General features: G+C 70.2%; 18 protein-coding genes and 1 pseudogene. 9 read left to right on the top strand and 10 right to left on the bottom strand.

Features of this window, described 5'->3' with window-relative positions; translation table 11 throughout:
- Window positions 1-208: 208 nt before the first annotated feature.
- The 5 genes and pseudogenes from ABD858_RS27045 to ABD858_RS27065 form a co-directional block, all read left to right on the top strand.
- Window positions 209-4,177: a BREX-2 system ATPase PglY family protein gene (locus tag ABD858_RS27045; RefSeq protein WP_345042225.1), complete on the top strand. Its 3,969-nt coding sequence runs from the start codon at window positions 209-211 to the stop codon at window positions 4,175-4,177.
- On the top strand, window positions 4,177-6,966 hold the full coding sequence (gene pglZ / locus ABD858_RS27050; RefSeq protein ID WP_345042228.1) for a BREX-2 system phosphatase PglZ: 2,790 nt from the start codon (window positions 4,177-4,179) through the stop codon (window positions 6,964-6,966). The genes ABD858_RS27045 and pglZ overlap by 1 nt, the downstream gene beginning before the upstream one ends.
- Window positions 6,963-8,300, top strand: a complete 1,338-nt coding sequence (gene brxD / locus ABD858_RS27055; protein ID WP_345042230.1) for a BREX system ATP-binding protein BrxD — start codon at window positions 6,963-6,965, stop codon at window positions 8,298-8,300. Before pglZ ends, brxD begins: the two co-directional genes overlap by 4 nt.
- The gene (locus ABD858_RS27060) at window positions 8,297-10,426 is read left to right on the top strand and encodes a DEAD/DEAH box helicase (protein ID WP_345042232.1); all 2,130 of its coding nucleotides are present in this window, start codon (window positions 8,297-8,299) and stop codon (window positions 10,424-10,426) included. The genes brxD and ABD858_RS27060 overlap by 4 nt, the downstream gene beginning before the upstream one ends.
- Before the next feature lie 112 nt (window positions 10,427-10,538).
- A pseudogene (locus tag ABD858_RS27065) lies at window positions 10,539-10,649 on the top strand (O-acetyl-ADP-ribose deacetylase); the annotation flags it as partial.
- Between the two features lie 114 nt (window positions 10,650-10,763).
- On the opposite strand, the gene ABD858_RS27070 reads toward ABD858_RS27065, so the two are convergent.
- The gene (locus ABD858_RS27070; protein ID WP_425586259.1) at window positions 10,764-11,186 is read right to left on the bottom strand and encodes a hypothetical protein; all 423 of its coding nucleotides are present in this window, start codon (window positions 11,184-11,186) and stop codon (window positions 10,764-10,766) included.
- A gap of 218 nt (window positions 11,187-11,404) precedes the next feature.
- On the opposite strand from ABD858_RS27070, the gene ABD858_RS27075 reads away from it, so the two are divergent.
- Both ABD858_RS27075 and ABD858_RS27080 read left to right on the top strand, forming a co-directional pair.
- The gene (locus tag ABD858_RS27075; RefSeq protein WP_345042237.1) at window positions 11,405-12,874 is read left to right on the top strand and encodes an AlkA N-terminal domain-containing protein; all 1,470 of its coding nucleotides are present in this window, start codon (window positions 11,405-11,407) and stop codon (window positions 12,872-12,874) included.
- Between the two features lie 11 nt (window positions 12,875-12,885).
- Window positions 12,886-13,389 (top strand): methylated-DNA--[protein]-cysteine S-methyltransferase, encoded by a 504-nt coding sequence (locus tag ABD858_RS27080; protein WP_345042240.1) that lies wholly within the window; start codon window positions 12,886-12,888, stop codon window positions 13,387-13,389.
- Here the strand turns inward: ABD858_RS27080 and ABD858_RS27085 are convergent.
- On the bottom strand, window positions 13,386-14,114 hold the full coding sequence (locus ABD858_RS27085) for an SIR2 family NAD-dependent protein deacylase (protein ID WP_345042242.1): 729 nt from the start codon (window positions 14,112-14,114) through the stop codon (window positions 13,386-13,388). The genes ABD858_RS27080 and ABD858_RS27085 overlap by 4 nt on opposite strands.
- Before the next feature lie 68 nt (window positions 14,115-14,182).
- Here ABD858_RS27085 and ABD858_RS27090 point away from each other — a divergent pair, with 68 nt between their 5' ends.
- Window positions 14,183-14,383 (top strand): DUF2191 domain-containing protein, encoded by a 201-nt coding sequence (locus tag ABD858_RS27090; protein ID WP_345042244.1) that lies wholly within the window; start codon window positions 14,183-14,185, stop codon window positions 14,381-14,383.
- A gap of 55 nt (window positions 14,384-14,438) precedes the next feature.
- On the opposite strand, the gene ABD858_RS27095 is transcribed toward ABD858_RS27090, so the two are convergent.
- Complete coding sequence (locus tag ABD858_RS27095) at window positions 14,439-14,927, bottom strand: NUDIX domain-containing protein (protein ID WP_345042246.1); 489 nt, start codon at window positions 14,925-14,927, stop codon at window positions 14,439-14,441.
- A 158-nt stretch (window positions 14,928-15,085) separates the two neighbouring features.
- Between ABD858_RS27095 and ABD858_RS27100 the strand changes: the two genes are divergently transcribed.
- Window positions 15,086-16,237, top strand: a complete 1,152-nt coding sequence (locus ABD858_RS27100) for a glycerate kinase (RefSeq protein WP_345042248.1) — start codon at window positions 15,086-15,088, stop codon at window positions 16,235-16,237.
- A 654-nt stretch (window positions 16,238-16,891) separates the two neighbouring features.
- Here ABD858_RS27100 and pssA read toward each other — a convergent pair.
- From pssA to ccrA, 7 genes are all read right to left on the bottom strand, one after another.
- The gene (gene pssA, locus ABD858_RS27105; RefSeq protein ID WP_345044922.1) at window positions 16,892-17,674 is read right to left on the bottom strand and encodes a CDP-diacylglycerol--serine O-phosphatidyltransferase; all 783 of its coding nucleotides are present in this window, start codon (window positions 17,672-17,674) and stop codon (window positions 16,892-16,894) included.
- 67 nt (window positions 17,675-17,741) lie between these two features.
- A complete protein-coding gene (locus ABD858_RS27110) occupies window positions 17,742-18,389 on the bottom strand; it encodes a phosphatidylserine decarboxylase (protein ID WP_345042250.1) in 648 nt (215 codons plus the stop codon).
- 168 nt (window positions 18,390-18,557) lie between these two features.
- On the bottom strand, window positions 18,558-19,763 hold the full coding sequence (locus ABD858_RS27115) for an acyl-CoA dehydrogenase family protein (RefSeq protein ID WP_345042252.1): 1,206 nt from the start codon (window positions 19,761-19,763) through the stop codon (window positions 18,558-18,560).
- Window positions 19,760-20,332 carry a MaoC family dehydratase gene (locus tag ABD858_RS27120; RefSeq protein WP_345042255.1) on the bottom strand — a complete coding sequence of 191 codons (573 nt, stop codon included), beginning with the start codon at window positions 20,330-20,332 and terminating at the stop codon, window positions 19,760-19,762. Before ABD858_RS27120 ends, ABD858_RS27115 begins: the two co-directional genes overlap by 4 nt.
- Before the next feature lie 4 nt (window positions 20,333-20,336).
- The gene (locus tag ABD858_RS27125; RefSeq protein WP_345042257.1) at window positions 20,337-21,302 is read right to left on the bottom strand and encodes an HpcH/HpaI aldolase/citrate lyase family protein; all 966 of its coding nucleotides are present in this window, start codon (window positions 21,300-21,302) and stop codon (window positions 20,337-20,339) included.
- The gene (locus ABD858_RS27130) at window positions 21,299-23,362 is read right to left on the bottom strand and encodes a protein meaA (RefSeq protein ID WP_345042259.1); all 2,064 of its coding nucleotides are present in this window, start codon (window positions 23,360-23,362) and stop codon (window positions 21,299-21,301) included. Before ABD858_RS27130 ends, ABD858_RS27125 begins: the two co-directional genes overlap by 4 nt.
- Before the next feature lie 8 nt (window positions 23,363-23,370).
- Window positions 23,371-24,708 (bottom strand): crotonyl-CoA carboxylase/reductase, encoded by a 1,338-nt coding sequence (gene ccrA, locus ABD858_RS27135; protein ID WP_345042260.1) that lies wholly within the window; start codon window positions 24,706-24,708, stop codon window positions 23,371-23,373.
- Window positions 24,709-24,779: the final 71 nt, after the last annotated feature.

The raw sequence follows: 24,779 nt of genomic DNA on the forward strand, positions 1-24,779 counted from the left end.
CCGTCCCGCTGCCCCGATTCAGATCCGCACCCTACCCAGCCGCTCGATGTGACACACGGGAAGGGGGCAATGACCGAAGGTGTGGTCGGAAGTGGCGTGGATCTTGCCACGGCCGGGTTCTCGCCACCGCTGGCCTGGCAAGATTGAGGGGCGCCGACCAGCGCACCGTTGTGACCACGCCGCCACCGACCGAGGGACTGATCGCCTGATGCCTACGAGCGAGCTCTTCCTGAAGGATGTCATCGACATCAAGGAAGACGTCCACGCGGGCGACTTCAAGATCGAGCTCTCTCAGGGATTCAGCGAGACCGACGCCCGGGTCGCCGAATACGTCGTCACCGAACAACTCCAGGGTGCCTTCCGGCATGCCCTGAGCATCGTCTCGAACGCGGTCCGGACGGGTAACTCCCACGCGGCCTACCTGCACGGCTCCTTCGGTGCCGGTAAGAGCCACTTCCTCTCCGTGCTGCATGCCGTGCTCAACAACCACCCGGCGGTCGGGACCAAGGCGCGCCTGGCGGAAGTGGCTGCCGCGCACAAGGAGTGGCTGGGGCGTAGCCGCTTCCTGATGGTCCCCTACCACCTCGTCGGCTCCACCGACCTCGACTCGGCGCTGCTGGGCGGCTATGTGCACACCGTGCGCGAGCTCCACCCCGACCAGCCTCTGCCCCCGGTCTACCGCGCCGACGCGCTGCTCGCCGACGCCCGGACCCAGCGGGAGTTCCTCGACGACGACGCGAAGTTCCTCCAGTGGCTGGGCAAGGGCGCTGCTGCCCTCGGTGCGGCGGACGGGACCCCTGTCGAAGCGGACCCCGACGACATGCCCGCCCTCGACATGGGGGAGGCCATGCCGGCGGCCGGCGGCTGGACCGGCGCGGACTTCGACCGGGCGTTCGGCGCGACCGCCGTGGACGACCCGTACCGGGAGAAGCTGGTATCCGCGCTGCTGGCCGGGCCCATGGCTTCGTACGCGCAGGGCGTGCGCGGCGAGGCGGGGGCCTTCGTGCCGCTGGAGAACGGCCTCAAGATCATCTCGCGGCACGCGCAGTCGCTCGGCTACACCGGTGTGGTCCTCTTCCTGGACGAGCTGGTGCTGTGGCTCCAGGCGAACATGGGCCGGCACGACTTCGTCCGGGATCAGGTGCAGCGGCTGGTCAAGCTGATCGAGTCCGCGGACAGCGGGCGCCCGGTGCCCATCGTGTCGTTCATCTCCCGCCAGCGTGACCTGTCCCAGCTCATCGGCACCGACGTGGCGGGTGCGGACGTCGAGAACCTCGAGCAGCAGATCGAGTACCTCGCCGAGCGCTTCGACGTCGTCGATCTCGAGGACAGCAACCTCGTCGAGATCATCAAGCACCGGGTGCTCGCGCCCAAGCCCGGCATGGAGTCCGTACGCGACGACGCCTTCAAGATCGTCGAGTCGTCGAACGACGAGGTGCGCCAGGTCCTGCTCGACGCGCAGGGCCGCACGGAGGCCGGCTGGGACGACTTCCGGGAGCTCTACCCGCTCTCGCCGGCCCTGCTGAACGTCCTCGTCGACCTCTCCGGTGTGCTCCAGCGCGAGCGCACCGGCCTGAAGCTGGTCCAGGAGCTGCTGCGCCGACGCCGCGACGACCTCAAGATGGGGGAGCTGATCCCGCTCGGCGACCTCTACGACGTCATCGCGGACCGCACCGGAGCGGCCTTCACGCCGAAGCTGCGCCGTGAATCGGAGATTGCGCACCGCTTCCACCAGCGGGTGCGCGACACCCTGCTGGAGAAGTACCGGTCGAAGGACGACAAGCGCTTCCAGACCGACGACCGGCTGGTCAAGACACTGCTGCTGGCCGCCCTCGCCCCCAACGTTCCGGCGCTGAGCCGCCTCACCGGAGGCCGGCTCGCAGCCCTGAACCACGGCACGATCCGCACCCGGGTCGGCGACGCCGGATCGGTGGCCGTCAAGCGCCTGCGGGACCTCCAGGTGGAGTACGACGGTGAGCTGCGCAGCGAGGGCGACAGCAGCGACCCCGTCTTCCACCTGCACCTGTCGGACCTGGACGTGGAGCCCCTGCTCGAAGAGGTGCAGGGCGTGGCCGACCAGCTGGGCTACCGCCGGCAGTGGATCAAGGATCAGCTGTGGCGGGCGCTCGGGGTCAAGGACACCCAGGCGTTCGTCTGCGAGCGGGAGATCGTCTGGCGCGGCACCAAGCGCACGGTGGAGTTCGTGTTCGGCAACGTCCGTGACCCCCACCTGCCGGACGACGAGTTCAGTCCGCAGCTGCCGGGCAACGTCCGTATCGTCTTCGACTACCCCTTCGACGAGGGCGACCACGCGCCGAGCGACGACCTCAACCGCGTCAACAAGCTGCTGCGCGCGGGGAAGAGCGAACCGGTCCTGGTCTGGCTGCCGGACTTCTTCTCCGAGCAGACGGGCCGGCAGCTCGGCCGCCTGCTGAAGATCAACTATCTGTTGGAGCGGGACCGGCTGGAGGACCACACCGCCACCCGGCCGGCGGAAGAACGCGTCCAGATCCGCAACCAGCTCAAGGCGTCCCGGGACAGCCTCACCGAGCGCCTCACCGAGGCCCTGCTCCAGCTGTACGGGATCAACCGTGCCGAGCCCGGCACGGTGGGCGCTCAGGTACCCGATGGCCAGCACCTGGTGTCGCTGCAGCGCGGCTTCGAGCGGACCAAGCCGGAACCGGCCGTCGGCTTCGAGCAGAACCTGTTCCTGCTAGCGGACGAGATGTACGCGGCGCGCTACCCCAAGCACCCCGACTTCGACCCGCAGCTCAAGCGCGAGGCCGTCACCCTGGGCGACCTGAAGACGACCCTGGAATGGATCACCCGGGCCATGGCGGACGGCTCGCGCCGGATCGTGGTCGACAGCCACCACCTCAAGCGGGTCCGCCGCATCGTACACGCTCTCGGCCTCGGCGAGGTCCACGACGGTCCGCTGAACGTCAGCAACGACTGGCGCCTGCGTATCAACAAGCGCGCCGCCGAGAGCCCGGACTCCGGCCAGGACCTGGCGGTGGAGACGATCCGCGGCTGGATCGCCGAGATGGGCTACGAGGGGCTGGACCGCAATGTCGCCAATCTGCTGATCGCCTCCTACGCCCTCCTCGACGACCGCACCTGGATCTACCAGACCTCCACGCTGTCCAAGGCACCGGACCTGGACAAGATCGGTTCCGGCTACGGGCTCCGGGCGGTCGCGCTGCCGGACGAGGAGACCTTCGGCACCGCGCTGCGACGGGCCGCGGTCATCTTCGGCAAGAGCGTGCCTCCGGTCCTGTTCGCCCGTAATGTTGCTCAGCTCTCCAGCCAGGTTCGCGAGGTCGCGGAGGAGCACCGCAAGGCCGTGGCAGGCGCCCGTGACCTGCTGCAGAAGCATGCCGGACGACTCGGTCTGGCCGGCCCCGGCGGGGCGGAGGCGCCTCGTGTGCAGTCCCTGAAGGCCGCCGCCGATCTGATCGCGCGCGTCCTGCGTGACAGCGACCCCACACTCGTCCTCCAGGAGCTGGCCGGCGCGGCCTACGCGGTGGGCGACGACGAGATCGGGGCGGCGCTCAAGCAGGCACCCGCCGTTCGGGACGCGCTGGCGGGCGAGGACTGGCCGACGCTGCTGGACACCGTCCACGAGCTGGCGACGCGTGACGACTCCGTCGGCGACCGTGCCCGCGCGCTCGTGGACACCGTTCGGAAGGCAGCAGACCGTCATGAGTCCGCCGACGAGTCCCTGGCACCGGTGCTGGACGGCATCCAGGGCTCGGCCATGGCCCTGATGCGCGAGGCCACCCGACTTGCGCAGGCAGCCCAGCCGGTGACCCCGCCGCCGGTCACCGTACCGCCGACCGCGGAGGACATCCGGCTCACGGATCATGGAACTCCGCCCGTTCCGTCCGACCAGCCGGCCGAGGTGGATAAGGACACCGCCCGAGGCGCACGGGACGCGGGCCCCAAGGCCCTCGACACACCGAAGGCGGCGCAGGCCGCCCGGGCGACGTACCTTGTGGAGCCGACCCGGCTCGAAGCCGGCCTTGCCGCCACCATGGCGGACCTCAGCGCGGATCTGCGGACCTTCCTCGCAGCTCATCCCGGCGCCCGGGTTCAGGTGACCTGGCGGGTGGTGGACCAGCACTCCGGCGACTCCGCCGAGTTCACCGGCTCCGACGGTGAGGAGTCCGGGCACTGATGACCCACGCTCTGCCGAAGGTCGGCCGCCGGACCGTCGAAGCACTTCTGGAGCGGAACGCCGCCGCGTTCCGTGACCGGTCCCTGATGCTGATCCACGGGACGTACACGGCAGGTGCCGCCGCCGAGTTCACCGCCACTGTGGCCGGTGAACCGCGGCGGGTCGTCGTACGCGACGAGTCGTCGGTCCTGGGGCTGCTCGCCGCATGGCGCAAGCACCGTGTCGAGGAGCCTCCCGGGAGTCTGCTCGTCCTCACCACCGGCGTCGACGACGCGCAGCTCGGCTGGGACCTGCGCGGACACGCGGTCCGCCGGCGCACGCTCACCGTGGACAAGGCCGAGATCGTCCTGCAGCGCTTCGGCGCCGCAGGGATCGACATGCGGATGTACCGCGAGGACTGGCTGCTGGACGCCCTGGTCGATGCCGAGCCTGCCGATGGCGGCTGGCCGCGGGTGACCGGAGTACTCACCCGGGACGCGGCATTGCGGGCCCTGGCCGTCGAACGCCTCGGGCTGGGCGGGCCCCAGGGGGCCGCGGACGGAGGCAGGGGAGTCGCCCTCGACGCGGACTCCTTGCTGGCCTGGTCCCGTACGGCGGCGGGTTCCCGCCGCTTCGCCGAACTCGCGGAGACCGAACGCGAGGAACTGAAGAAATGGCTCGGCGAGATCGCCGGGCCCGCCGCGCCCGTGCTCCTTGCGCTGGCCGAGACAGGTCGCGGCGCGGACGCCATGGCCCTCGGACTGCTCGGCGCGGCCCTGCGCGACCCCGCGGTCAGCCCGGACACCGTCCTCGCCGTCGGTGGGCTCTTCGGGCAGGCGCGGCCGCGCACGGCCGAACTGACTGCTTTCACCGACGCGGTGGAAGGAACCATGATCCGCTGGATCGCCGAGGCACGTGGCAACGACCCCGCTCGGCAGCGCGTGTTCGCAGTCCTCGACCGAGCCGATGAGCTGGCCCGTGACGCGGGGCTCACCGCCTCGCTGGCCGGGAGCCGCTTCCTGCCCGCCGGGTTCACCGCGCAGCTGGGCGCGACGATCGAGGCGGCACGGCAGTCTCCCCACGGAGGGGAGAGCGAGCTTGCCGAGCTGGCAGGGCATGCCCTGGCCGGGCTCTTCCCCGACCGGGTACGGGTCGCGGAGATGGCCGTTCGTATCGCCCGCTGGCTGCGCCTGCCGGCTCCTTCCGCAGAAGGGGTGGCGGCAGCTGTCACCCAGCATCTGTCGGACTGGGGGTGGGCCGACCGGGCACTGACGGTGCTGTGGAGCGGCGACCCGGGCGGTGACCCCGAGGCCGCACGACACCTGCGTGCCCTGTACGAGGAGGGCCGGGCCCGACGGGACGCGCTGGACGAGGCGTTCGCCCGGCACCTGGCAGCGTGGGTGTCCCACGCCAGTGCCCAGCATCCGGCCGGGTGCCTCGTCGTGGAGAAGGTGCTGGACACCCTCGCACGGCCGCTGGCCGCGGCCACCCCGCCGCTGCTGATCGTGCTCGACGGGATGAGCAGTGCGGTCGCAGCCCAGCTCGGCGAGGAGGTCGAGCGTGAGGGCTGGCGTGAGGTCGTCCCGCGTCCCGCGCCCGGTGCACCGGCACGACGGCTCGCAGCCGTGTCGGCGTTTCCGTCGGTGACCCAGGCGAGCCGCGCTTCGCTGCTCACAGGGACCATCGTCGTGGGCGGTCAGTCGCAGGAGGCGTCGGGCTTCGCGGCATTCTGGCGCAAGCGTCGCAAGGACGCCTATCTCTTCCACAAGGCGTCGATCGGCGGGGACGCCGGGCACTTCCTCGCCCCGGAACTGCTGCTCGCACTCGCCTCCGACGCTGTGGTCGGGGTTGTGCTCAACACCATCGACGACGCCCTCGACTCCGGCCAGCAAGGCCAGCGCACCGCATGGGCCCTGCACGACATCACCTACCTCCGCGAACTGCTCTCTGCCGCCCGCAGCTACGGCCGGCCGGTGGTTCTGGTCTCCGACCACGGTCATGTCCTCGACCGCGCACCGGGCAAGGGCGCGGCGGAGGTTCCCGGCCCCATCGGGTCAGCGCGCTGGCGGCCCGGCACGGACGCCGGAGACGGCGAAGTGTGCCTGAGCGGTCCCCGTGTAACGGACGGGGACGGGACGATCGTCGTGCCGTGGCGCGAGGACATCCGATACTCCGGCCGCCGGGCCGGTTACCACGGCGGTGCTGCGCTCGCCGAGGTCACCGTCCCGGTGCTGGTGCTCGTACCCTCCGCAGGCCAGGTCCCCCAGGACTGGGAGCTGCTGCCCCGGGAGCAGGCTGCGCCGCTGTGGTGGCGGGCGCCGTCCGCCCCGACACCGGCACCGGACGACGTGGCCGCGCTGCCGGGCGCCGAGGCGAAGCCGAGGACGAAGGGCAAGCCACCGGCCCAGTCCGAGGGTCTCTTCACCGATGACGATGTCGTCGCCCCTCTGCCGCACGGCAGCGAGCCGTCCGCGACGGTACCGCCGAGCCTGGGCGAACTCGTGGTGGCGAGCGAGGTGTACGAAGCGCAGAAGGCGTACGTCCGCAAGGCCCCCGAGGCGGGGGTCGTGGCCGCGGTCATTGACCAGCTGGTCGCGGCAGGCGGCACCATGTCCCCGGCCGCACTGGCCGCGGCGATCTCCGCCACCGGCCGGGTACGGCGCAACATCGAAGGCTTCGTCGCCACCGTTCAGCGGCTGCTGAACGTCGAGGGCTACCCCGTGCTCGGCTTCATCGACGCGGGACACACGGTGAAACTCGACGAGACGCTGTTGCGCGGGCAGTTCCTTCCTGCCCAGGACGCACGGTGACCGCCGTCCCGGCCGCCGCGGCGAGCGCGGTCCGGCGGAAAGAGGTGATCGATGCGCTACGACGCGGCACCGTACCCCAGGCGGGCCTCGACCTGCTCGCGGTCGGGCTGGGACGGTTCGAGACGGCGCTCGACGACGACCTGGGTACCATCGCGCGCGGTGGTGCGGCCTTCCACGCCATCCGTGGCGAATACGGCTCCGGCAAGACCTTCTTCGCGCGGTGGCTGGCAGAACGCGCCAAGCGAGCAGGGCTGGCCACGACCGAGGTGCAGGTTTCGGAGACCGAGACGCCGCTGCACAGGCTGGAGACGGTCTACCGTCGGCTGACCGAGAGACTGACCACCGCGACGCATCAGCCGAGTGCGTTGCGCGCCGTCGTCGACTCCTGGTTCTACACCTTGGAAGAGGAAGTCCTCGATGCCGGTGAGACCGACGAAGAGGACGAGGCGGCACTCGCCGCAGCCGTCGATGTCCTCATGGAGCGGCGGCTGGCCGAGGTCGCCCGGACCACTCCCGCCTTTGCCGCGGCACTGCGGGGCTATCGCAGAGCGGTCGCAGTGGGCGACGGGGCGACGGCCGAAGCGCTGATCGCATGGCTGGGGGGACAGCGGTCCGTCGCGGCCTCCGCGCGCCGTGCTGCCGGCGTGCGTGGGGATCTCGACCACTTCGCGGCGCTGGGGTTCCTGCAAGGACTGCTCACCGTGCTGCGGGACTGCGGACATCCCGGACTCCTGCTGGTCCTCGACGAGATCGAAACCCTGCAGCGCGTGCGGGGGGACGTACGGGAGAAAGGCCTCAACGCACTCCGGCAGCTTCTCGACGAGATCGACGCCGGGCGGTTCCCCGGCCTGTTCCTCGTCATCACCGGTACGCCGGCCTTCTACGACGGGCAGCAGGGGGCGCAGCGGCTGGCACCGCTGGCCCAGCGGCTCGCCACCGACTTCACCACGGATGCGCGCTTCGACTCACCCCGGGCGGTCCAGCTGAGACTGTCCGGATTCGACCTGCCCCACCTCGGTGAACTGGGTCGCAAGGTCCGGGACTTGTACCGAGACGGGGCGCGTCATCCGGCCCGTGTGGCCGGGCGGGTGGACGATGCCTACGTGGACGAACTGGCCGCTGCCGTCACCGGCGGCCTCGGCGGCAAAGTCGGGGTCGCACCTCGTGTGTTCCTGCGCAAGCTGGTGGCCGACGTCCTCGACCGAGTGGACGAGTTCGCCGACTTCGACCCTCGGGAGCACTACTCGTTCACCCTCAGGGCCTCGGAACTCACCGAGACCGAGCGCAACGCCGCGGCGGGGAACCCGGACGACATCGAGCTGGAGCTGCCGTGAGCTCGTTCGACGAGCTGGAACCGGTCCTCGTCCACCACATCGTCAACACGCTCGGCTGGAGTGGCCTGCGCCCGCTCCAGGAGGAGGCAATCGGTCCGTTGCTCGCGGGCGATGACGCCGTCCTCCTCGCGCCCACGGCGGGGGGCAAGACCGAGGCCGCGTGCTTTCCTCTGCTCTCCAGGATGGCGAAGAGCCGCTGGACCGGCACCTCGGTGCTGTACGTCTGCCCCCTCAAGGCGCTGCTCAACAACCTGCTGCCCCGGCTGGAGACCTACGCGTCGTGGCTGGGACGTACGGCGGCCCTCTGGCATGGTGACACCACCACTGGTGCCCGGAAGCGGATCCTCGCGACGCGCCCGGACGTACTGCTCACAACGCCCGAGTCCCTTGAAGCAATGCTGGTCAGCGCCAATGTGGACCACCAGGCCTTCTTCTCGGGACTCAGAGCGGTGGTGGTGGACGAGGTACACGCCTTCGCCGGCGACGACCGCGGCTGGCATCTCCTCGCCGTGCTGGAGCGGATGCAGCGGGTCGTGGACCGCCCCCTGCAGCGGGTCGGACTCTCCGCGACGGTCGGCAACCCCGAGGAGCTGCTGGACTGGCTCCAGGGCTCGGGCGCGGGCAAACGCCCAGCCAGGGTCGTCGCACCGCACCTGCGGGCACCCGAGCGTCCACCGACCGGGGCACCGGCCCCTGCGCCCCCGGGTGACATCCAGCTCGACTACGTCGGCTCCCTCGACAACGCGGCCACGGTCGTCGCATCGCTGCACAGAGGGGAGAAGCGTCTGGTCTTCTGCGAGTCACGACGACTGGTCGAGGAACTGGGCGAGAAGCTCCGGGCGAAGGGCATCACGACCTTCCTCTCCCACGCCTCACTGTCGCTCGACGAACGCCGTAGGGCGGAAACGGCTTTTGCCGAGGCACGTGATTGCGTGATCGTCTCCACCAGCACCCTCGAACTCGGCATCGACGTGGGGGACCTCGACCGGGTCATCCAGATCGACGCCCCGACGTCGGTCGCGTCCTTCCTCCAGCGGCTGGGGCGCACCGGGCGGCGGCCCGGAACCTCCCGGAACTGTCTGTTCCTGGCGTTGGACGAGTCCGGTCTGCTGGAGGCGGCGGGGCTGCTGCTGCAGTGGTCGCGGGGGTGGGTGGAACCGGTGGCCGCGCCGCCGGAACCACGGCATATCGTCGCACAACAGCTGCTCGCGCTGTGCCTCCAGGAACACCGGGTCGGGGAGAACCTGTGGCAGGAGTGGTGGCACGGGCTCGGCCCGTTCGGCAGCGGAGCCGAACCGATCGTGCGGCACCTCGTGGAGGAGGGATACCTGGAACGGGACGGCGGCCTTCTGTTCATCGGGCCCGAAGCCGAACGGCGCTTCGGACAGCGTCATTTCATGAACCTCACGACAGTGTTCACTGCCCCTCCGCAGTTCACCGTCCTGCACGGCAGGTCGGAGATCGGCCGGACCGATCCGAGTCTCCTCACCGAGCGGATCGACGGACCGCGCCGGCTGCTGCTCGCCGGCCGGAGCTGGCTGGTCACCTACATCGATTGGAAGCGCAAGCGCTGCTTCGTGGAACCCGCGGACGGAGGCGGCAAGGCGAAGTGGAGCTCTGCCGGATTCGGCCTGGGCACGTCGTACGAGGTGTCGCGTGCCGTACGCGAGGTGCTCCTCGGTACGGATCCCCCCGTCAGGCTCACGCAACGGGCCATGCGGTCGCTCACCGAGGCACGGGAGCACTTCCTGGAACGCGTCCATCCGGGTGGCACGCTGGTCGTCCGTGAGTCCGACGGGCAGATGCGCTGGTGGACGTGGGCCGGCCACCGGACCAATGCCACGCTGGCGGCGACGCTCGATGACGTGGCGGTCCCGGGGCAACGTATCAACGACCACTGGCTCAGGCTGCGAGAGGATGTGACACCAGCGTCCTGGAAGAGCCGGACTGCGGGCGCGGCGGACCGGCTGTGTCTTCCCGAGGTCGACGAGCGGGCCGTACGCGGACTGAAGTTCTCGGAGACGCTGCCGCCTCGGCTGGCGGAGGCGACCCTCTCGGCACGTCTGGCAGGCGTGGAGTCGGCAGTCACTGTGCTGGCCGAACCTGTGCGGTTTGTTGCAATGTGACGGGATCAAGATTGGTGCGAGCTGCTCAGGCCGTTTGAGGCCGCGAAGCCCGCGAGGGGGCTCCGCGGACGGGGCGCAGATCGCAGCGCGAGGGTGGTGAACGAACCCCGGCGCCCGGATCGCGGTGCAGACGGTGCGGGACACGGAGACGGCCGTGGAGGAGGTCCGGTTCGTCCTCTTCGACGAGCCGGCGTACGAAGCGTTCGCCCGGCAGGTCCGTTGACGGCACACGGTTGTGACGGACCCATTCGGCCTGAGTCCCCGATAAGCGGCATCGTGAGGTGGCGCTTCGGGCGAGGTGCCACACGTCGGGGAGGCGGTGTCCGCCGGCCTCCCGCTATCTGCCGATCAGCCCGATGTCGTAGGCGTAGAGCGCGATCACGCCGGCCACGCACGCAATGATCACCAGGGAGGCGAAGCTCGTGTGCCTCCCGCGGCGCCCGGGACGGGCAGTGCGCTTGCGGGCCTCGGGGCGCGCCGGTCGCGGCCCGGCCGGTACGGCGTCGGCGGCGGCCTCGGCGAGCAGTCGCCGACAGGTCGCGGCGAGCTCGGCCGTACCGGCGGACAGCGGCACGATCGCCTCCGATCGCGCCGGCGCGGTGGTGCCGCCGTCGAGGATGCGGCCGGCCCGGACCAGCACCTCGTCCCGGCTGCCCGCGGGGGCGAGGCTGATCCAGCGCTGCACGTGCTCACCCCGGATGACCACGCCTCCGGACCGGTCCCGGTACACGCTGTGCTCGCGCCACAGCGAATCAGCCAACTCGCTTGCTTTTTCCCTCAATTGAGCGCTCAAAGCCCACCCCTTGGCCATCTGGAAATCGAACAGACATGGCACTCTAGCGGCAGTTCCCAGGGGTCGTCCGCCGGGGGCTGTCCGCCGGCGGACGACACCCCGTAATCCGCTCCGGCCCTGGCAGTCGCACGCTGATGTCGCATTCCCGCCAGCCCGACGCCCGCACGGTGCCGCATGCTCGAATCATGCACACCGACACCGAGCGCTGTGTACGCGCCGTCCAGTCGAAGGACGCCCGCTTCGACGGCTGGTTCTTCACGGCCGTGCTGACCACCCGGATCTACTGCCGCCCCAGCTGCCCGGCGGTGCCGCCCAAGGCCGAGAACATGACCTTCCTGCCCAGCGCGGCCGCCTGCCAGCAGGCCGGATTCCGGGCGTGCAAGCGCTGCCGGCCCGACACCAGCCCCGGCTCCCCGGAGTGGAACGCCCGCGCCGACACCGTCGCCCGCGCGATGCGGCTGATCCGGGACGGGGTCGTGGACCGCGAGGGTGTGCCCGGCCTCGCTGCCCGGCTCGGCTACTCCACCCGGCAGATCGAGCGGCAGCTGCTCGCCGAGCTCGGTGCCGGTCCGCTCGCCCTGGCCCGCGCCCAGCGGGCCCAGACCGCCCGGCTCCTCATCGAGACGACCGCGATCCCCATGACCGAGATCGCCTTCGCGGCCGGATTCTCCTCCATCCGCACCTTCAACGACACCGTCCGCGAGGTCTTCGCGCTCTCCCCGAGCGAGCTGCGCACCCGGGCCGCGCGCGGCCCCGGACGGCAGACCCCAGGGGCGATCTCGCTCCGGCTGCCGTACCGCGCGCCGCTCAACCCCGACAACCTCTTCGGACACCTCGCCGCGACCGCCGTCCCCGGCGTGGAGGAGTGGCGCGGCGGGGCGTACCGGCGCACTCTGCGCCTCCCGTACGGACACGGAATCGCGGAACTCACCCCGCAGCCCGACCACATCGGCTGCCGGCTCTCGCTCACCGATCCGCGTGATCTGGCCGTCGCGATCAGCCGCTGCCGCTGGCTGCTGGACCTGGACGCCGACCCCGCCGCCGTCGACGAGCAGCTGTCCGCCGACCCGCTGCTGGCCCCGCTGATCCGCAAGGCGCCGGGCCGGAGGGTGCCCCGTACCGTCGACGCCGCCGAGTTCGCGGTACGTGCCGTGCTCGGCCAGCAGGTCTCCACCGCCGCCGCCCGCACGCACGCCGGCCGGCTGGTCGCGGCGCACGGCGTGCCGGTCGGGGACCGTGAGGGCGGCCTGACCCACCTCTTCCCGTCTCCGGAGGCGCTGGCCGCGCTGGATCCCGACACCCTGGCCCTCCCGCGCAGCCGTCGCACCACCCTGACCACCCTGGTCTCCGCACTGGCCGACGGCACGATCGGCCTCGGCTTCGACAGCGACTGGGAGCGGGCCCGCGTGCAGCTCGGCGCACTGCCCGGCTTCGGCCCCTGGACGGTCGAGGTGATCGCGATGCGCGCCCTCGGCGACCCGGATGCCTTCCTGCCGACCGATCTCGGCATGCGGCGCGCGGCGGGCGGTCTGGGGCTGCCGTCGACACCCGCCGCCCTGACCGCGCGCGCCGCACACTGGCGGCCCTGGCGGGCGTACGCCGTCCAGTACCTTTGGGCGACCGATGATCACCCCATCAACAGCCTTCCGGAGTAGGGAAGTTCATCATGTCCACCAAACGTCACACGGTCGCCGACAGCCCGTACGGGCCGCTGACCCTCGTCGCCACCGACGGGAAGCTCTCCGGTCTCTACATGACCCAGCATCGTCACCGTCCGCCGGAAGAGACCTTCGGTGAACCGGACCCCAGGCCCTTCATCGAGGTGATCCGACAGCTCGAGGCCTATTTCGCACGGGAGTTGACGGAATTCGACCTGCCATTGCATCTCCACGGCACGCCGTTCCAGCGCAGCGTCTGGGACCAACTTCTGCTGATCCCGTACGGCGAGACCCGTTCCTACGGCGAACTCGCCGAAGCGCTCGGCAAGCCCGGAGCCTCCCGCGCGGTGGGCCTCGCCAATGGCAAGAACCCGGTCAGCATCGTCGTGCCGTGCCACCGTGTCATCGGCTCCTCGGGCAGCCTCACCGGCTACGGCGGCGGCCTCGACCGCAAGCAGCGGCTGCTGGCCTTCGAAAGCGGAACGGAGGCCGACGACGGCACGCTCTTCTAAGTGGCCAGCTGCCTCAGCAGCGCGGGCAGCGCCGTGCCGATCGGCTCGCGGATCACTTCGTCCGCCTGGTCGTCGTACGGGGTCGGCTCGGCGTTGACGATCACGAGCCGCGCCCCGTGCTCCGCCGCGATCCCGGCGAGCGAGGCGGCGGGCTGCACCTGGAGGCTGCTGCCGACCGCGATGAAGATCTGGCAGGCCTTGGCGATCGCCATCGCCTGGCCCAGCACCTCCGTGTCGAGCGGCTGCCCGAACATCACCGTCGCGGACTTCAGGATGCCCCCGCAGTCCCGGCACGGCGGGTCCGCCTCGCCCGCCGCGACCCGCTCCAGCGCCTCGTCCATCGAGGAGCGGGCGCCGCAGCCCGTGCACACCACCGCGCGTGCCGTGCCGTGGAGTTCGAGGACCTTACGGGCCGGCATGCCCGCGATCTGGTGCAGCCCGTCCACGTTCTGGGTGATCACCCGCACGGGGATCCCGGTGCGCTCCAGCTCGGCGACCGCGCGGTGCGCCGCATTCGGCTCGGCGTGCAGGGCCGCGCTGTCGCGCCGCATCTGCCAGGATCGGCGCCGGATCTGCGGATCGGACATGTAGTAGTCGTACGTGACCAGCTTCTCGGCCTCGGGATCGCGCCGCCACAGACCGTTCGGCCCGCGGTAATCGGGGATTCCGGAGTCGGTGGAGATACCGGCGCCGCTCAGGATCGCGACGAGAGGTCGTTTGGCCATGCCGCGAGCGTACGCACCGGCTCCCGACAGGCGCGAGCGGATAAGCACCAGCACTGGACTCCGCAACCATGGCCAAGGTGACCGTCGGTCTCGATGCCGCACTCGTCGTGGAAGTCATGGTGCCGGCGGGCGTGGGGAGCCCCCAGGACGCCGTGGAACTCGTGGTCTGCGACGACATCGCGCGAGGCCACCGCACGGAGGTCCGCACAGCGGCCCGCGAGGACACGCTGCGCGCACCGGAGCCCAAGCCGCAGGACACCCAGGGCTGAGGCCCGCCGCGTACCACTCGGGCCGGCCGAGCAGCCCCCGGGCCCAAGGTGCGGGTCAGCGCGCCGGGCGGCCGTTCTCCAGCTCCACCGGGCCGGTGCCGTCCGCCAGGGCGTCCAGAGCGGCCATGGCGCGCAGACCGAGCTCGCCGAGAAGATGGCCGGTGATCTCCTCACGGGGCACCAGCCGCCAGGACACCAGCTCCTCCTCCTGGAGCCGGATGGCCTGGAGCTGCTCCTCGGAGAGCACTCCGCCGTCGTACACATAGGCCACGATCGGCGGGCGCTGCGCCCCCGGCACCCAGTCGACCGCGAGAAGCGCCCCGAGCTCCACATCGAGCCCGATCTCCTCCGCGGTCTCGCGGCGGGCGGCCTGGCGGGGGGTCTCGCCGTGGTCGGACTCCACGGTGCCGCCCGGCAGTGCCCAGCCCTCACGGTAATTGGGCTCCACGAGCAGGACCCGCCCCTCGGCGTCCCGGAAGAGCGCGGCGGCACCGGCGAGCACCCGGGGCAGGCCGGCGATGTAGGTGGCGTAGTCGGTGGTCACCCGGGAAGGCTAGCCCGCGGCACCGGGGTTCATGCGCGTCGCCGGCCCGGGCACCTGCCGGGGGGCCGCCTCGGGAGATTCACCCTGGGCAGGGGGCGGGTGGGCCGGATAGGGTCGGGGCGGCGCGACTGCCTGTTCGGACAGCAAGGGATGGCAAGGTGACGGACGGAGCAGTGACCGCCGCGCACGTACTCGTCGCGGCGGACAAGTTCAAGGGCTCGCTCACGGCCGTGCAGGTCGCGGAGCGGGTGACGGCGGGGCTGCGGCGCGTCGTACCCGGCCTGGAGGTCGAGACCCTGCCGGTGGCCGACGGCGGCGACGGAACGGTCGCGGCGGCGGTGGCCGCCGGTTTCGAACGCCGGGAGGTACGGGTCACCGGGCCCCTCGGCGAGCAGCTGACGGCGGCGTTCGCGCTGCGCGGCACCACCGCGGTGGTCGAGATGGCGGAGGCCTCCGGCCTTCAGCACCTGCCCGCGGGCGTCTTCGCGCCGCTCACCGCCACCACGTACGGCGTCGGCGAGCTGCTGCACGCCGCGCTCGACGCGGGTGCCCGCACCATCGTCTTCGGTGTCGGCGGCAGCGCCACGACCGACGGCGGCGCGGGCATGCTGGCCGCGCTCGGGGCGAAGTTCCTCGACGCGGACGGCAAGCCGGTCGGCCCCGGCGGAGAGGGCCTGCGCGACCTCGCCACCGCCGACCTGTCCGGGCTGGACCCGCGCCTCGCCGAGGTGTCCGTCACGCTCGCCAGTGACGTGGACAACCCGCTCACCGGCCCCAAAGGCGCGCCGGCCGTCTTCGGGCCGCAGAAGGGCGCCTCGCCGGAGGACGTGGCGACCCTGGACGCGGCGCTCGCGCACTACGCCGAGGTCCTGGAGAAGGCCATCGGCCCGAAGGCCGCCGAGTACGCTGTCGCCCCGGGCGCCGGCGGCGCGGGCGGCATCGGCTACGGCGCGCTGGTCGGCCTCGGCGCGAGCTTCCGCCCCGGCATCGAGCTGATGCTCGAGATCCTGGGCTTCAACGAGGCCCTGTCCCGGGCCACCCTCGTCATCACCGGTGAGGGCTCGCTGGACGAGCAGACCCTGCACGGCAAGGCCCCGGCAGGAGTCGCCGCGGCCGCGCGCGCCGCGGACATCGAGGTCGTCGCGGTGTGCGGCCGCCTCGCGCTGCCCCCGGAGGCCCTCGGCCACGCGGGCATCCGCCGCGCCTACCCGCTCACCGAGCTGGAGCCGGACAGGGCGCGCTGCATCGCCGAGGCGGGCCCCCTGCTGGAGCGCGTCGCGGAAACCATCGCCCGGGACTTCCTGAGCTGACCGCGCCCCTGCCCAGGGCCCCGCCCCACGGGTCCCTGGGCGGCGCCGGCCCGGCCCAGGTGCGGACTGATCGTCGGCACCGGACGCCCACGTGAGTACGCGGCGCGGGTCCCACGGGTCGGAACGCACTCCGACCAGGCGGCCGGTGTGTCCGTCCTCAATCGCTCGTCCGGGTGCGGCCCGGTGGCCCGGTTGTGCCCACCCTTCCCCAGACTTCGTCCGGGGGACCCCCATCTCGCTCCGCTCGGGTTGGGGGCACCCCAGCGGTAGCTGGGGGAGGAGCGACTGCCCACCACCCGGGCAGCAGTGGAAGGGAGCCGTGCAGGGGGTGCTGTCCAGGCCGTAAAACGTGATTTGTGGCGCGCGAACGTGCCGGTCGACTTCACGGACTTCGAGATCGCGCGGCGTAAATCATGCCCGGCCCGGACAGTACCCCCGGAGCGGCACCCGGCAACCGGCAGCACCCCCGGCACACCCGGCAACGGGAGCGGCACCCGGCAGCACCCCCGGCGCACCCGGCAACCGGCAGCACCTCCCACCAGCCCGCCCTGGGGCACCTCTGGGGGTCCCCCAGGGCACAACGCCCCAAGGGCGTTCCGCGGGTACGCGAAGGGGCCCGGACCGTCAGGTCCGGGCCCCTTCACATGCGTACCGTTACGGCAGCTGCGCCGCACGCGCCTCGCGGCGGTTGTCGCGGAACGTGTTCACGCGACGGGCCGTCGCGAAGAGCGGAATCGTCGCGGCCAGCACGATCTGCAGGGCGCAGCCCGTGCGCAGCAGCATCTGACCGCCGGGGGCGTCGAACGCCCAGGCCGCCAGCATGGCCATCGCGGAGACGATCCAGCTGAGCATCGCCACCGCGAGGACTCCGCGCGGCTTCGGGTACTCGACCCGGCTCACCATCAGCCAGGCCACCCCGATGATCGCGATGAACGTGGGCACGAAGGGGAGCCCCAGCAGCACGATCGAGACGACCGTGAGCGCGCCGAAGGGGCTGGGCATGCCCTGGAACATGCCGTCCTTCATCGTCACGCACGAGAAGCGGGCGAGTCTGAGGACGACTGCCAACAGGACGACGATCGCCGCCAGCGCGGAGACGCGCTGGTGCGCGTCGTCCGCGACCATGCCGTAGACCAGCACGAAGTACGCCGGGGCGAGTCCGAAGCTGATCAGGTCGGAGAGGTTGTCCAGCTCCGCGCCCATCGGCGAGCTGCGCAGTTTGCGCGCGACGAGCCCGTCGAACAGGTCGAAGACGGCCGCGCACAGCATCAGGATCACGGCGGTCGCGGCGGAGTGCCGCGCCATGCCGCTCTCGTCGCTGCCGGTGAGGTGCGGGATGAGGATGCCGGTGGTGGTGAAGTACACCGCCATGAACCCGCACGTGGCGTTGCCGAGCGTGAGGGTGTCCGCTATCGACAGCCGCAGGGACAGCGGCATGTCCTCGGTGTCGTCCTCCGCGTCCGCCTCGGCCTCCGGGGCCCAGCCGCCCGCCGGAGTCTCATGATCAGTCACGGTCAATTCGAGTCACCCCCGCGACTGTTTTCTGGCCGACCTCGACCGCGACCTCGACGCCGGCGGGCAGGTAGATGTCCACACGGGAACCGAAGCGGATCAGGCCGATGCGCTCGCCCTGCTCCACCTTGGTGCCCTTCGGGATGTACGGCACGATGCGCCGTGCGACCGCGCCGGCGATCTGCACCATCTCGATGTCGCCGAGCTCGGTGTCGAAGTGCCAGACGACGCGCTCGTTGTTCTCGCTCTCCTTGTTGAACGCCGGAACGAAGCCGCCGGGGATGTGCTCGACGGACGTCACCGTGCCGGCCAGCGGCGCGCGGTTGACGTGGACGTTCAGCGGGCTCATGAAGATCGCGACGCGGGTGCGCCCGTCCTTCCACGGCATGATGCTCTGCACCACGCCGTCGGCCGGCGAGATGACCCGGCCCTGAGCGATCTCGCGCTCGGGGTCGCGGAAGAACCACAGCATGCCTGCCGCGAGTGCGGTGGTGGGCACGGCGAGGGCTGCGGCCCGCCGGGAGCGGCGGGAACGGGCCAGGCTGAGCGCTGCGGTGGCGACGGTCGGCAGAAGCCACGGCGATGCTCCGCGCGCGAGGCGGACGCTGCCGCGAGGTGCAGAGGTTTGGCTGTGGGGCATGGATGACCTTCGTAGCGGATGATGCCGCGCAGTGACGGGGGACGGCGGCTTTCCGGCGATGCTATCGGTTGTGGGCAACAACTGGGCAAGCCAGAGGCCGAGTCGACGGCCGGAAGACGATGACTGGGTGTGATCTTCTTCGCGGTCAAATCGACACAAAAGCGATAATTACCCCTGGAAACGGTACTCCTCGAGCAGTCGACGCCCAATGATCATTTTCTGGATCTCGGCGGTACCTTCACCGATGAGCAGCATCGGAGCCTCGCGGTAGAGACGCTCGATCTCGTACTCCTTGGAGAAGCCGTAGCCGCCGTGGATCCGGAAGGCGTCCTCGACGACTTCCTTGCAGTATTCGGAGGCGAGGTACTTCGCCATCCCCGCTTCGAGGTCGTTTCGTTCCCCGGAGTCCTTTTTGCGTGCCGCGTTGACCATCATGGCATGAGCGGCCTCGACCTTGGTGGCCATCTCGGCGAGCTTGAACTGGATGGCCTGGTGCTGAGCGATCGGCTTGCCAAAAGTATGACGTTGCTGGGCATAAGAGACACCCAGCTCGAAGGCACGCTGCGCGACACCGCAGCCACGGGCGGCCACATTGACGCGGCCGACCTCTACCCCGTCCATCATTTGGTAAAACCCTCGCCCCGTGACCCCGCCGAGCACTCGATCGGCCGGAACGCGCAGTCCGTCCATGATGAGCTCGGTCGTGTCGACGCCCTTGTAGCCCATCTTCTCGATCTTGCCCGGGATGGTCAGTCCGGGCCGGACCTCGCCGAAGCCAGGCTCCTTCTCGACCAGGAAGGTCGTCATCGACTTGTGGGGGGCGGTGCCCTCGGGGTGTCCTTCGTCACTCCGGCACAGGACGGCCACGAGCGTGGAGGTGCCGCCATTGGTCAGCCACATCTTCTGGCCGTTCAGGACGTACTCGTCGCCGTCCTTGACCGCCTTCGACGTGATGGCCGACACATCGGAGCCGAGTCCCGGCTCCGACATCGAGAAAGCGCCCCGCACCTCGCCGAGTGCCATCTTCGGCAGGAAGTGGTCCTTCTGTTCCTGCGTGCCGTGCTGCTTGAGCATGTACGCGACGATGAAGTGCGTGTTGATGATCCCGGACACGCTCATCCAGCCGCGCGCTATCTCCTCCACGCACAGCGCGTAGGTGAGCAGGGACTCGCCCAGACCCCCGTATTCCTCGGGAATCATCAGGCCGAAGACGCCGAGCTCCTTGAGCCCGTCGACGATCTGCTGCGGGTACTCGTCGCGGTGCTCCAGCTCGGTTGCTACCGGAATGATCTCCTTGTCGACGAATTCCCGGACGGTGGCCAGAATCTCCTGCTGGACATCGGTCAGACCGTGGGTCTGGGCGAGTCGGCTCATGACTGCTTCTCCTGCGGCTTCAACTCGGAATCGGCGCCGGCGCCCCGCAGGGGCGTCGACTGAGGGTGCTGGGAGACGGGCGGGCGGCCGGGCTGCTCGCCGCCGCGCTCCTTGATGTACGTCTCGGTCGGGACCATCACCTTGCGCCGGAAGACGCAGACGAGGGTGCCGTCCTGCTTGTACCCCTTGGTCTCGACGTGGACGATGCCGCGGTCGCTCTTGGACTTCGACGGGGTCTTGTCGAGGACGGTGGTCTCGCCGTAGATCGTGTCGCCGTGGAAGGTCGGCGCCACGTGCCGCAGCGACTCGATCTCCAGGTTGGCGATGGCCTTGCCGGAGACGTCCGGCACGGACATGCCGAGCAGCAGGGAGTAGATGTAGTTGCCGACGACGACGTTCCTGCCGAAGTCCGTCGTCTTCTCCGCATAGTTCGTGTCCATGTGGAGGGGGTGATGGTTCATGGTGAGCAGACAGAAGAGATGGTCGTCGTACTCGGTGACCGTCTTCCCGGGCCAGTGCTTGTAGACCGCCCCGACCTCGAACTCTTCGTAGGTGCGTCCGAACTGCATCGCCTTACGCCTCCGGGGCCTCGAACTTGGACGTACGGGTCATGCCGGCGGCCCGGCCCTTGCCCGCGACGACCAGTGCCATCTTGCGGCTCGCCTCGTCGATCATCTCGTCGCCGAGCATCGCCGAGCCCTTCTTACCGCCCGCCTCGGACGTGTACCACTCGTACGCGTCCAGGATCAGCTCCGCATGGTCGTAGTCCTCCTGCGAGGGCGAGAAGACCTCGTTGGCCGCGTCCACCTGGCCGGGGTGCAGCACCCACTTGCCGTCGAAGCCCAGGGCGGCGGCACGCTGGGCGACCTCCTTGTAGCCCTCCACGTTCTTGATCTGGAGGAAGGGGCCGTCGATCGCCTGCAGGTTGTGCGTACGCGCCGCCATCAGGATGCGCATCAGGATGTAGTGGTAGGCGTCCGCCGGGTAGCCGGGCGGCTGCATGCCCACGACCAGGGACTTCATGTTGATCGAGGCCATGAAGTCGGCGGGGCCGAAGATGATGGTCTCCAGGCGCGGCGAGGCGGCGGCGATCTCGTCGACGTTCACCAGGCCCTTGGCGTTCTCGATCTGCGCCTCGATGCCGATCTTGCCGACCTCGAAGCCCATGGTCTTCTCGATCTGGGTGAGCAGCAGGTCCAGCGCCACGATCTGCTGGGCGTCCTGGACCTTCGGCAGCATGATGCAGTCGAGGTTCTGGCCGGCACCCTCGACGACGGTGACGACATCGCGGTAGGTCCAGTGGGTGGTCCAGTCGTTGACCCGCACGACCCGGGTCTTGCCCGTCCAGTCGCCGTTGTTCAGGAAGTCCACGATCGTGTGCCGGGCACCCTCCTTGGCGAGCGGCGCGCACGCGTCCTCCAGGTCCAGGAAGACCTGGTCGGCCGGCAGTCCCTGGGCCTTCTCCAGGAAGCGCGGGTTGGAACCCGGGACCGCGAGGCAGGAGCGGCGCGGACGCAGACGGTTCACGGGGGATGTCATGCGGGGACCTCCAGAGGGTCGAGCTTGTTCGCTTTCCGGATCTCGTCGACGATACGGCCGATGATCTCGGTGATACCGAAGTCCTTCGGGGTGAAAACGGCGGCGACACCCGCACGCCTCAGATCCACGGCGTCGCCGTTGGGGATGATCCCGCCCACGATCACCGGGATGTCGGCCGCGCCCGATTCGCGCAGGCGCGTCAGCACGTCCGGGACCAGTTCGGTGTGCGAGCCGGAGAGGATCGACAGCCCCACGCAGTGCACGTCCTCGGCGAGGGCGGCCGAGACGATCTGCTCGGGCGTGAGCCTGATGCCCTGGTAGACCACCTCGAAGCCCGCGTCCCGGGCCCGTACGGCGATCTGCTCGGCACCGTTGGAGTGCCCGTCCAGGCCCGGCTTGCCGACCAGCAGCCGCAGGCGGCCGGAGCCCAGCTCCTCGGCGGTACGGGCCACCTTCTCCCGTACGACGGCCAGCGGCGTGCCCGCCTCGGCGGGGACCGCGACCGGGGCGCCGGCGACACCGGTGGGGGCCCGGTACTCGCCGAACACCTCGCGCAGCGCCCCGGCCCACTCGCCGGTGGTGACACCGGCGCGGGCGCACTCCAGGGTGGCCTCCATGAGGTTCTCGTCGCCGGCCGCGGCCTCCTTCAGCCGCTCCAGCGCCTGCAGGACGGTGGGGAAGACGAACGGGTCGCCGTTGCCCTGCCGGTCCGTGGACTCCTGCCGCTCGGCGCGCCACTTGCCCACGGCCGCCACGACCCCCGCCTCGACCGCCGGGTCGACCGTCATGATCGCCGTGTCGAGGTCCGCGGTCAGCGGGTTCTCCTCGGTCGACTCGAAGCAGTTGACGCCGACGATCTTCTCCTCGCCGGCCTCGATCCGGGCCCGCCGCTCGGCGTGCGAGGAGACCAGCTGCGACTTGAGGTAGCCGGACTCGACGGCCGCCATCGCGCCGCCCATCTCCTCGATCCGCCCGATCTCGGCCAGGCACTCCGCCACCAGGGCGTCCACCTTGGCCTCGATCACGTGCGAGCCCGCGAAGATGTCCTCGTACTCCAGCAGGTCGCTCTCGTGGGCGAGGACCTGCTGGATGCGCAGCGACCACTGCTGGTCCCAGGGGCGGGGCAGACCCAGCGCCTCGTTCCAGGCCGGGAGCTGCACGGCGCGGGCGCGGGCGTCCTTGGAGAGGGTGACCGCCAGCATCTCCAGCACGATGCGCTGGACGTTGTTCTCCGGCTGCGCCTCGGTGAGGCCGAGCGAGTTGACCTGCACGCCGTAGCGGAAGCGGCGCTGCTTGGGGTCCTCGATGCCGTAGCGCTCGCGGGTGACCTTGCCCCAGATGCGGCCGAAGGCGCGCATCTTGCACATCTCCTCGATGAAGCGGACGCCCGCGTTCACGAAGAAGGAGATACGGCCGACGACCTCGCCGAAGCGGTCCGCGGGGACCTGTCCCGAGTCGCGGACCGCGTCCAGCACGGCGATCGCGGTGGACATCGCGTACGAGATCTCCTGGACCGGGGTGGCCCCCGCCTCCTGCAGGTGGTAGCTGCAGATGTTGATCGGGTTCCACTTCGGGATGTTGTTGACCGTGTACGCGATCATGTCCGTCGTCAGGCGCAGGCTCGGCCCCGGCGGGAAGACGTGCGTCCCGCGGGAGAGGTACTCCTTGACGATGTCGTTCTGCGTGGTGCCCTGGAGCTTGGTGATGTCGGCACCCTGCTCCTCGGCGACCACCTGATAGAGCGCCAGCAGCCACATGGCGGTGGCGTTGATGGTCATCGAGGTGTTCATCTGTTCCAGCGGGATGTCCTGGAACAGCCGCCGCATGTCACCGAGGTGCGAGACCGGGACCCCGACCCGGCCGACCTCGCCGCGGGCGAGGATGTGGTCGGGGTCGTAGCCGGTCTGCGTCGGCAGGTCGAACGCGACCGACAGTCCGGTCTGCCCCTTGGCGAGGTTGCGCCGGTACAGCTCGTTGGACGCTTCGGCGGTCGAGTGACCGGCGTAGGTCCGCATGAGCCACGGACGGTCCTTTTCCCTTTGCGTCTGACGCTCTGTCATCGCCGGCCTCAGATGTTCCTGAAGCGACTGATGGCGTCGATGTGCTTGGCGCGCATCTCGTGGTCGCGCACACCCAGACCCTCCTCGGGGGCCAGGCACAGCACGCCGACCTTGCCCTGGTGGAGGTTGCGGTGCACGTCGTACGCGGCCTGGCCGGTGTCCTCCAGGGAGTAGACCTTGGAGAGCGTGGGGTGGATCTTGCCCTTGGCGACCAGCCGGTTGGCCTCCCAGGCCTCGCGGTAGTTCGCGAAGTGGGAGCCGATGATGCGCTTGAGCGACATCCACAGATAGCGGTTGTCGTACTCGTGGTTGTAGCCGGATGTCGAGGCGCAGGTGACGATCGTGCCGCCCTTGCGGGTGACGTAGACGCTCGCGCCGAAGGTCTCGCGGCCCGGGTGCTCGAAGACGATGTCCACGTCCTCGCCGCCGGTCAGTTCGCGGATGCGCTTGCCGAAGCGCTTCCACTCCTTGGGGTCCTGGGTGTTCTCGTCCTTCCAGAACCTGTAGCCCTCGGCATTGCGGTCGATGATCGCCTCGGCGCCCATGGAGCGGCAGATGTCCGCCTTCTGGTCGCTGGAGACGACACAGATGGGGGTGGCGCCGCCGGCCAGCGCGAACTGCGTGGCGTATGAACCGAGTCCGCCGCTGGCGCCCCAGATCAGGACGTTGTCGCCCTGCTTCATTCCGGCGCCGTTGCGGGAGACGAGCTGCCGGTACGCGGTGGAGTTGACAAGGCCAGGTGCCGCTGCCTCCTCCCAGCTCAGGTGGTCCGGCTTGGGCATCAGCTGGTTCGACTTGACCAGGGCTATCTGCGCCAGGCCGCCGAAGTTGGTCTCGAAGCCCCAGATGCGCTGCTCCGGGTCGAGCATCGTGTCGTTGTGGCCGTCGGAGGACTCCAGCTCGACCGAGAGGCAGTGCGCGACGACCTCGTCACCGGGCTTCCAGGCGTTGACGCCGGGGCCGGTGCGCAGCACGACGCCCGCGAGGTCGGAGCCGATGATGTGGTACGGCAGGTCGTGTCGCTTGGTGAGCTCGGAGAGCTTGCCGTAGCGCTCCAGGAAGCCGAAGGTCGGCAGCGGCTCGAAGATCGAGGTCCAGACGGAGTTGTAGTTCACCGAGCTGGCCATGACGGCCACCAGCGCCTCGCCGGGGCCGAGCTCGGGCAGCGGCACCTCGTCGAGGTGGAGGGACTTGCGCGGGTCCTTCTCCTTGGTGGAGAGGCCGGCGAACATCTCCGTCTCGTCCTTGTGCACGGTCACCGCGCGGTAGGACTCGGGGAGGGACAGTGCGGCGAAGTCGGCGGACGTGGTGTCCGGCGACTGGATCGCGTCCAGGATTTCCTTCACGGTTGCCTCCGGCTTGGGGCATCCCCTGCTCGAGCCGAGAGCTTGGGGAAGCGTTGCGTTGCGGAAAACGC

The organism is Streptomyces sannanensis, assembly GCF_039536205.1.
In the GTDB taxonomy this organism is placed as follows: Bacteria; Actinomycetota; Actinomycetes; order Streptomycetales; family Streptomycetaceae; genus Streptomyces; species Streptomyces sannanensis.

Excerpts from the sequence above, each read along its gene's own strand:
- ABD858_RS27045 (WP_345042225.1), top strand. The coding sequence starts at position 209 with ATGCCTACGAGCGAGCTCTTCCTGAAGGATGTCATCGACATCAAGGAA.
- pglZ (WP_345042228.1), top strand. The coding sequence starts at position 4,177 with ATGACCCACGCTCTGCCGAAGGTCGGCCGCCGGACCGTCGAAGCACTT.
- ABD858_RS27075 (WP_345042237.1), top strand. The coding sequence starts at position 11,405 with ATGCACACCGACACCGAGCGCTGTGTACGCGCCGTCCAGTCGAAGGAC.
- ABD858_RS27080 (WP_345042240.1), top strand. The coding sequence starts at position 12,886 with ATGTCCACCAAACGTCACACGGTCGCCGACAGCCCGTACGGGCCGCTG.
- ABD858_RS27085 (WP_345042242.1), bottom strand. The coding sequence starts at position 14,114 with ATGGCCAAACGACCTCTCGTCGCGATCCTGAGCGGCGCCGGTATCTCC.
- ABD858_RS27090 (WP_345042244.1), top strand. The coding sequence starts at position 14,183 with ATGGCCAAGGTGACCGTCGGTCTCGATGCCGCACTCGTCGTGGAAGTC.
- pssA (WP_345044922.1), bottom strand. The coding sequence starts at position 17,674 with ATGCCGCTGTCCCTGCGGCTGTCGATAGCGGACACCCTCACGCTCGGC.
- ABD858_RS27110 (WP_345042250.1), bottom strand. The coding sequence starts at position 18,389 with ATGCCCCACAGCCAAACCTCTGCACCTCGCGGCAGCGTCCGCCTCGCG.
- ABD858_RS27115 (WP_345042252.1), bottom strand. The coding sequence starts at position 19,763 with ATGAGCCGACTCGCCCAGACCCACGGTCTGACCGATGTCCAGCAGGAG.
- ABD858_RS27120 (WP_345042255.1), bottom strand. The coding sequence starts at position 20,332 with ATGCAGTTCGGACGCACCTACGAAGAGTTCGAGGTCGGGGCGGTCTAC.
- ABD858_RS27125 (WP_345042257.1), bottom strand. The coding sequence starts at position 21,302 with ATGACATCCCCCGTGAACCGTCTGCGTCCGCGCCGCTCCTGCCTCGCG.
- ABD858_RS27130 (WP_345042259.1), bottom strand. The coding sequence starts at position 23,362 with ATGACAGAGCGTCAGACGCAAAGGGAAAAGGACCGTCCGTGGCTCATG.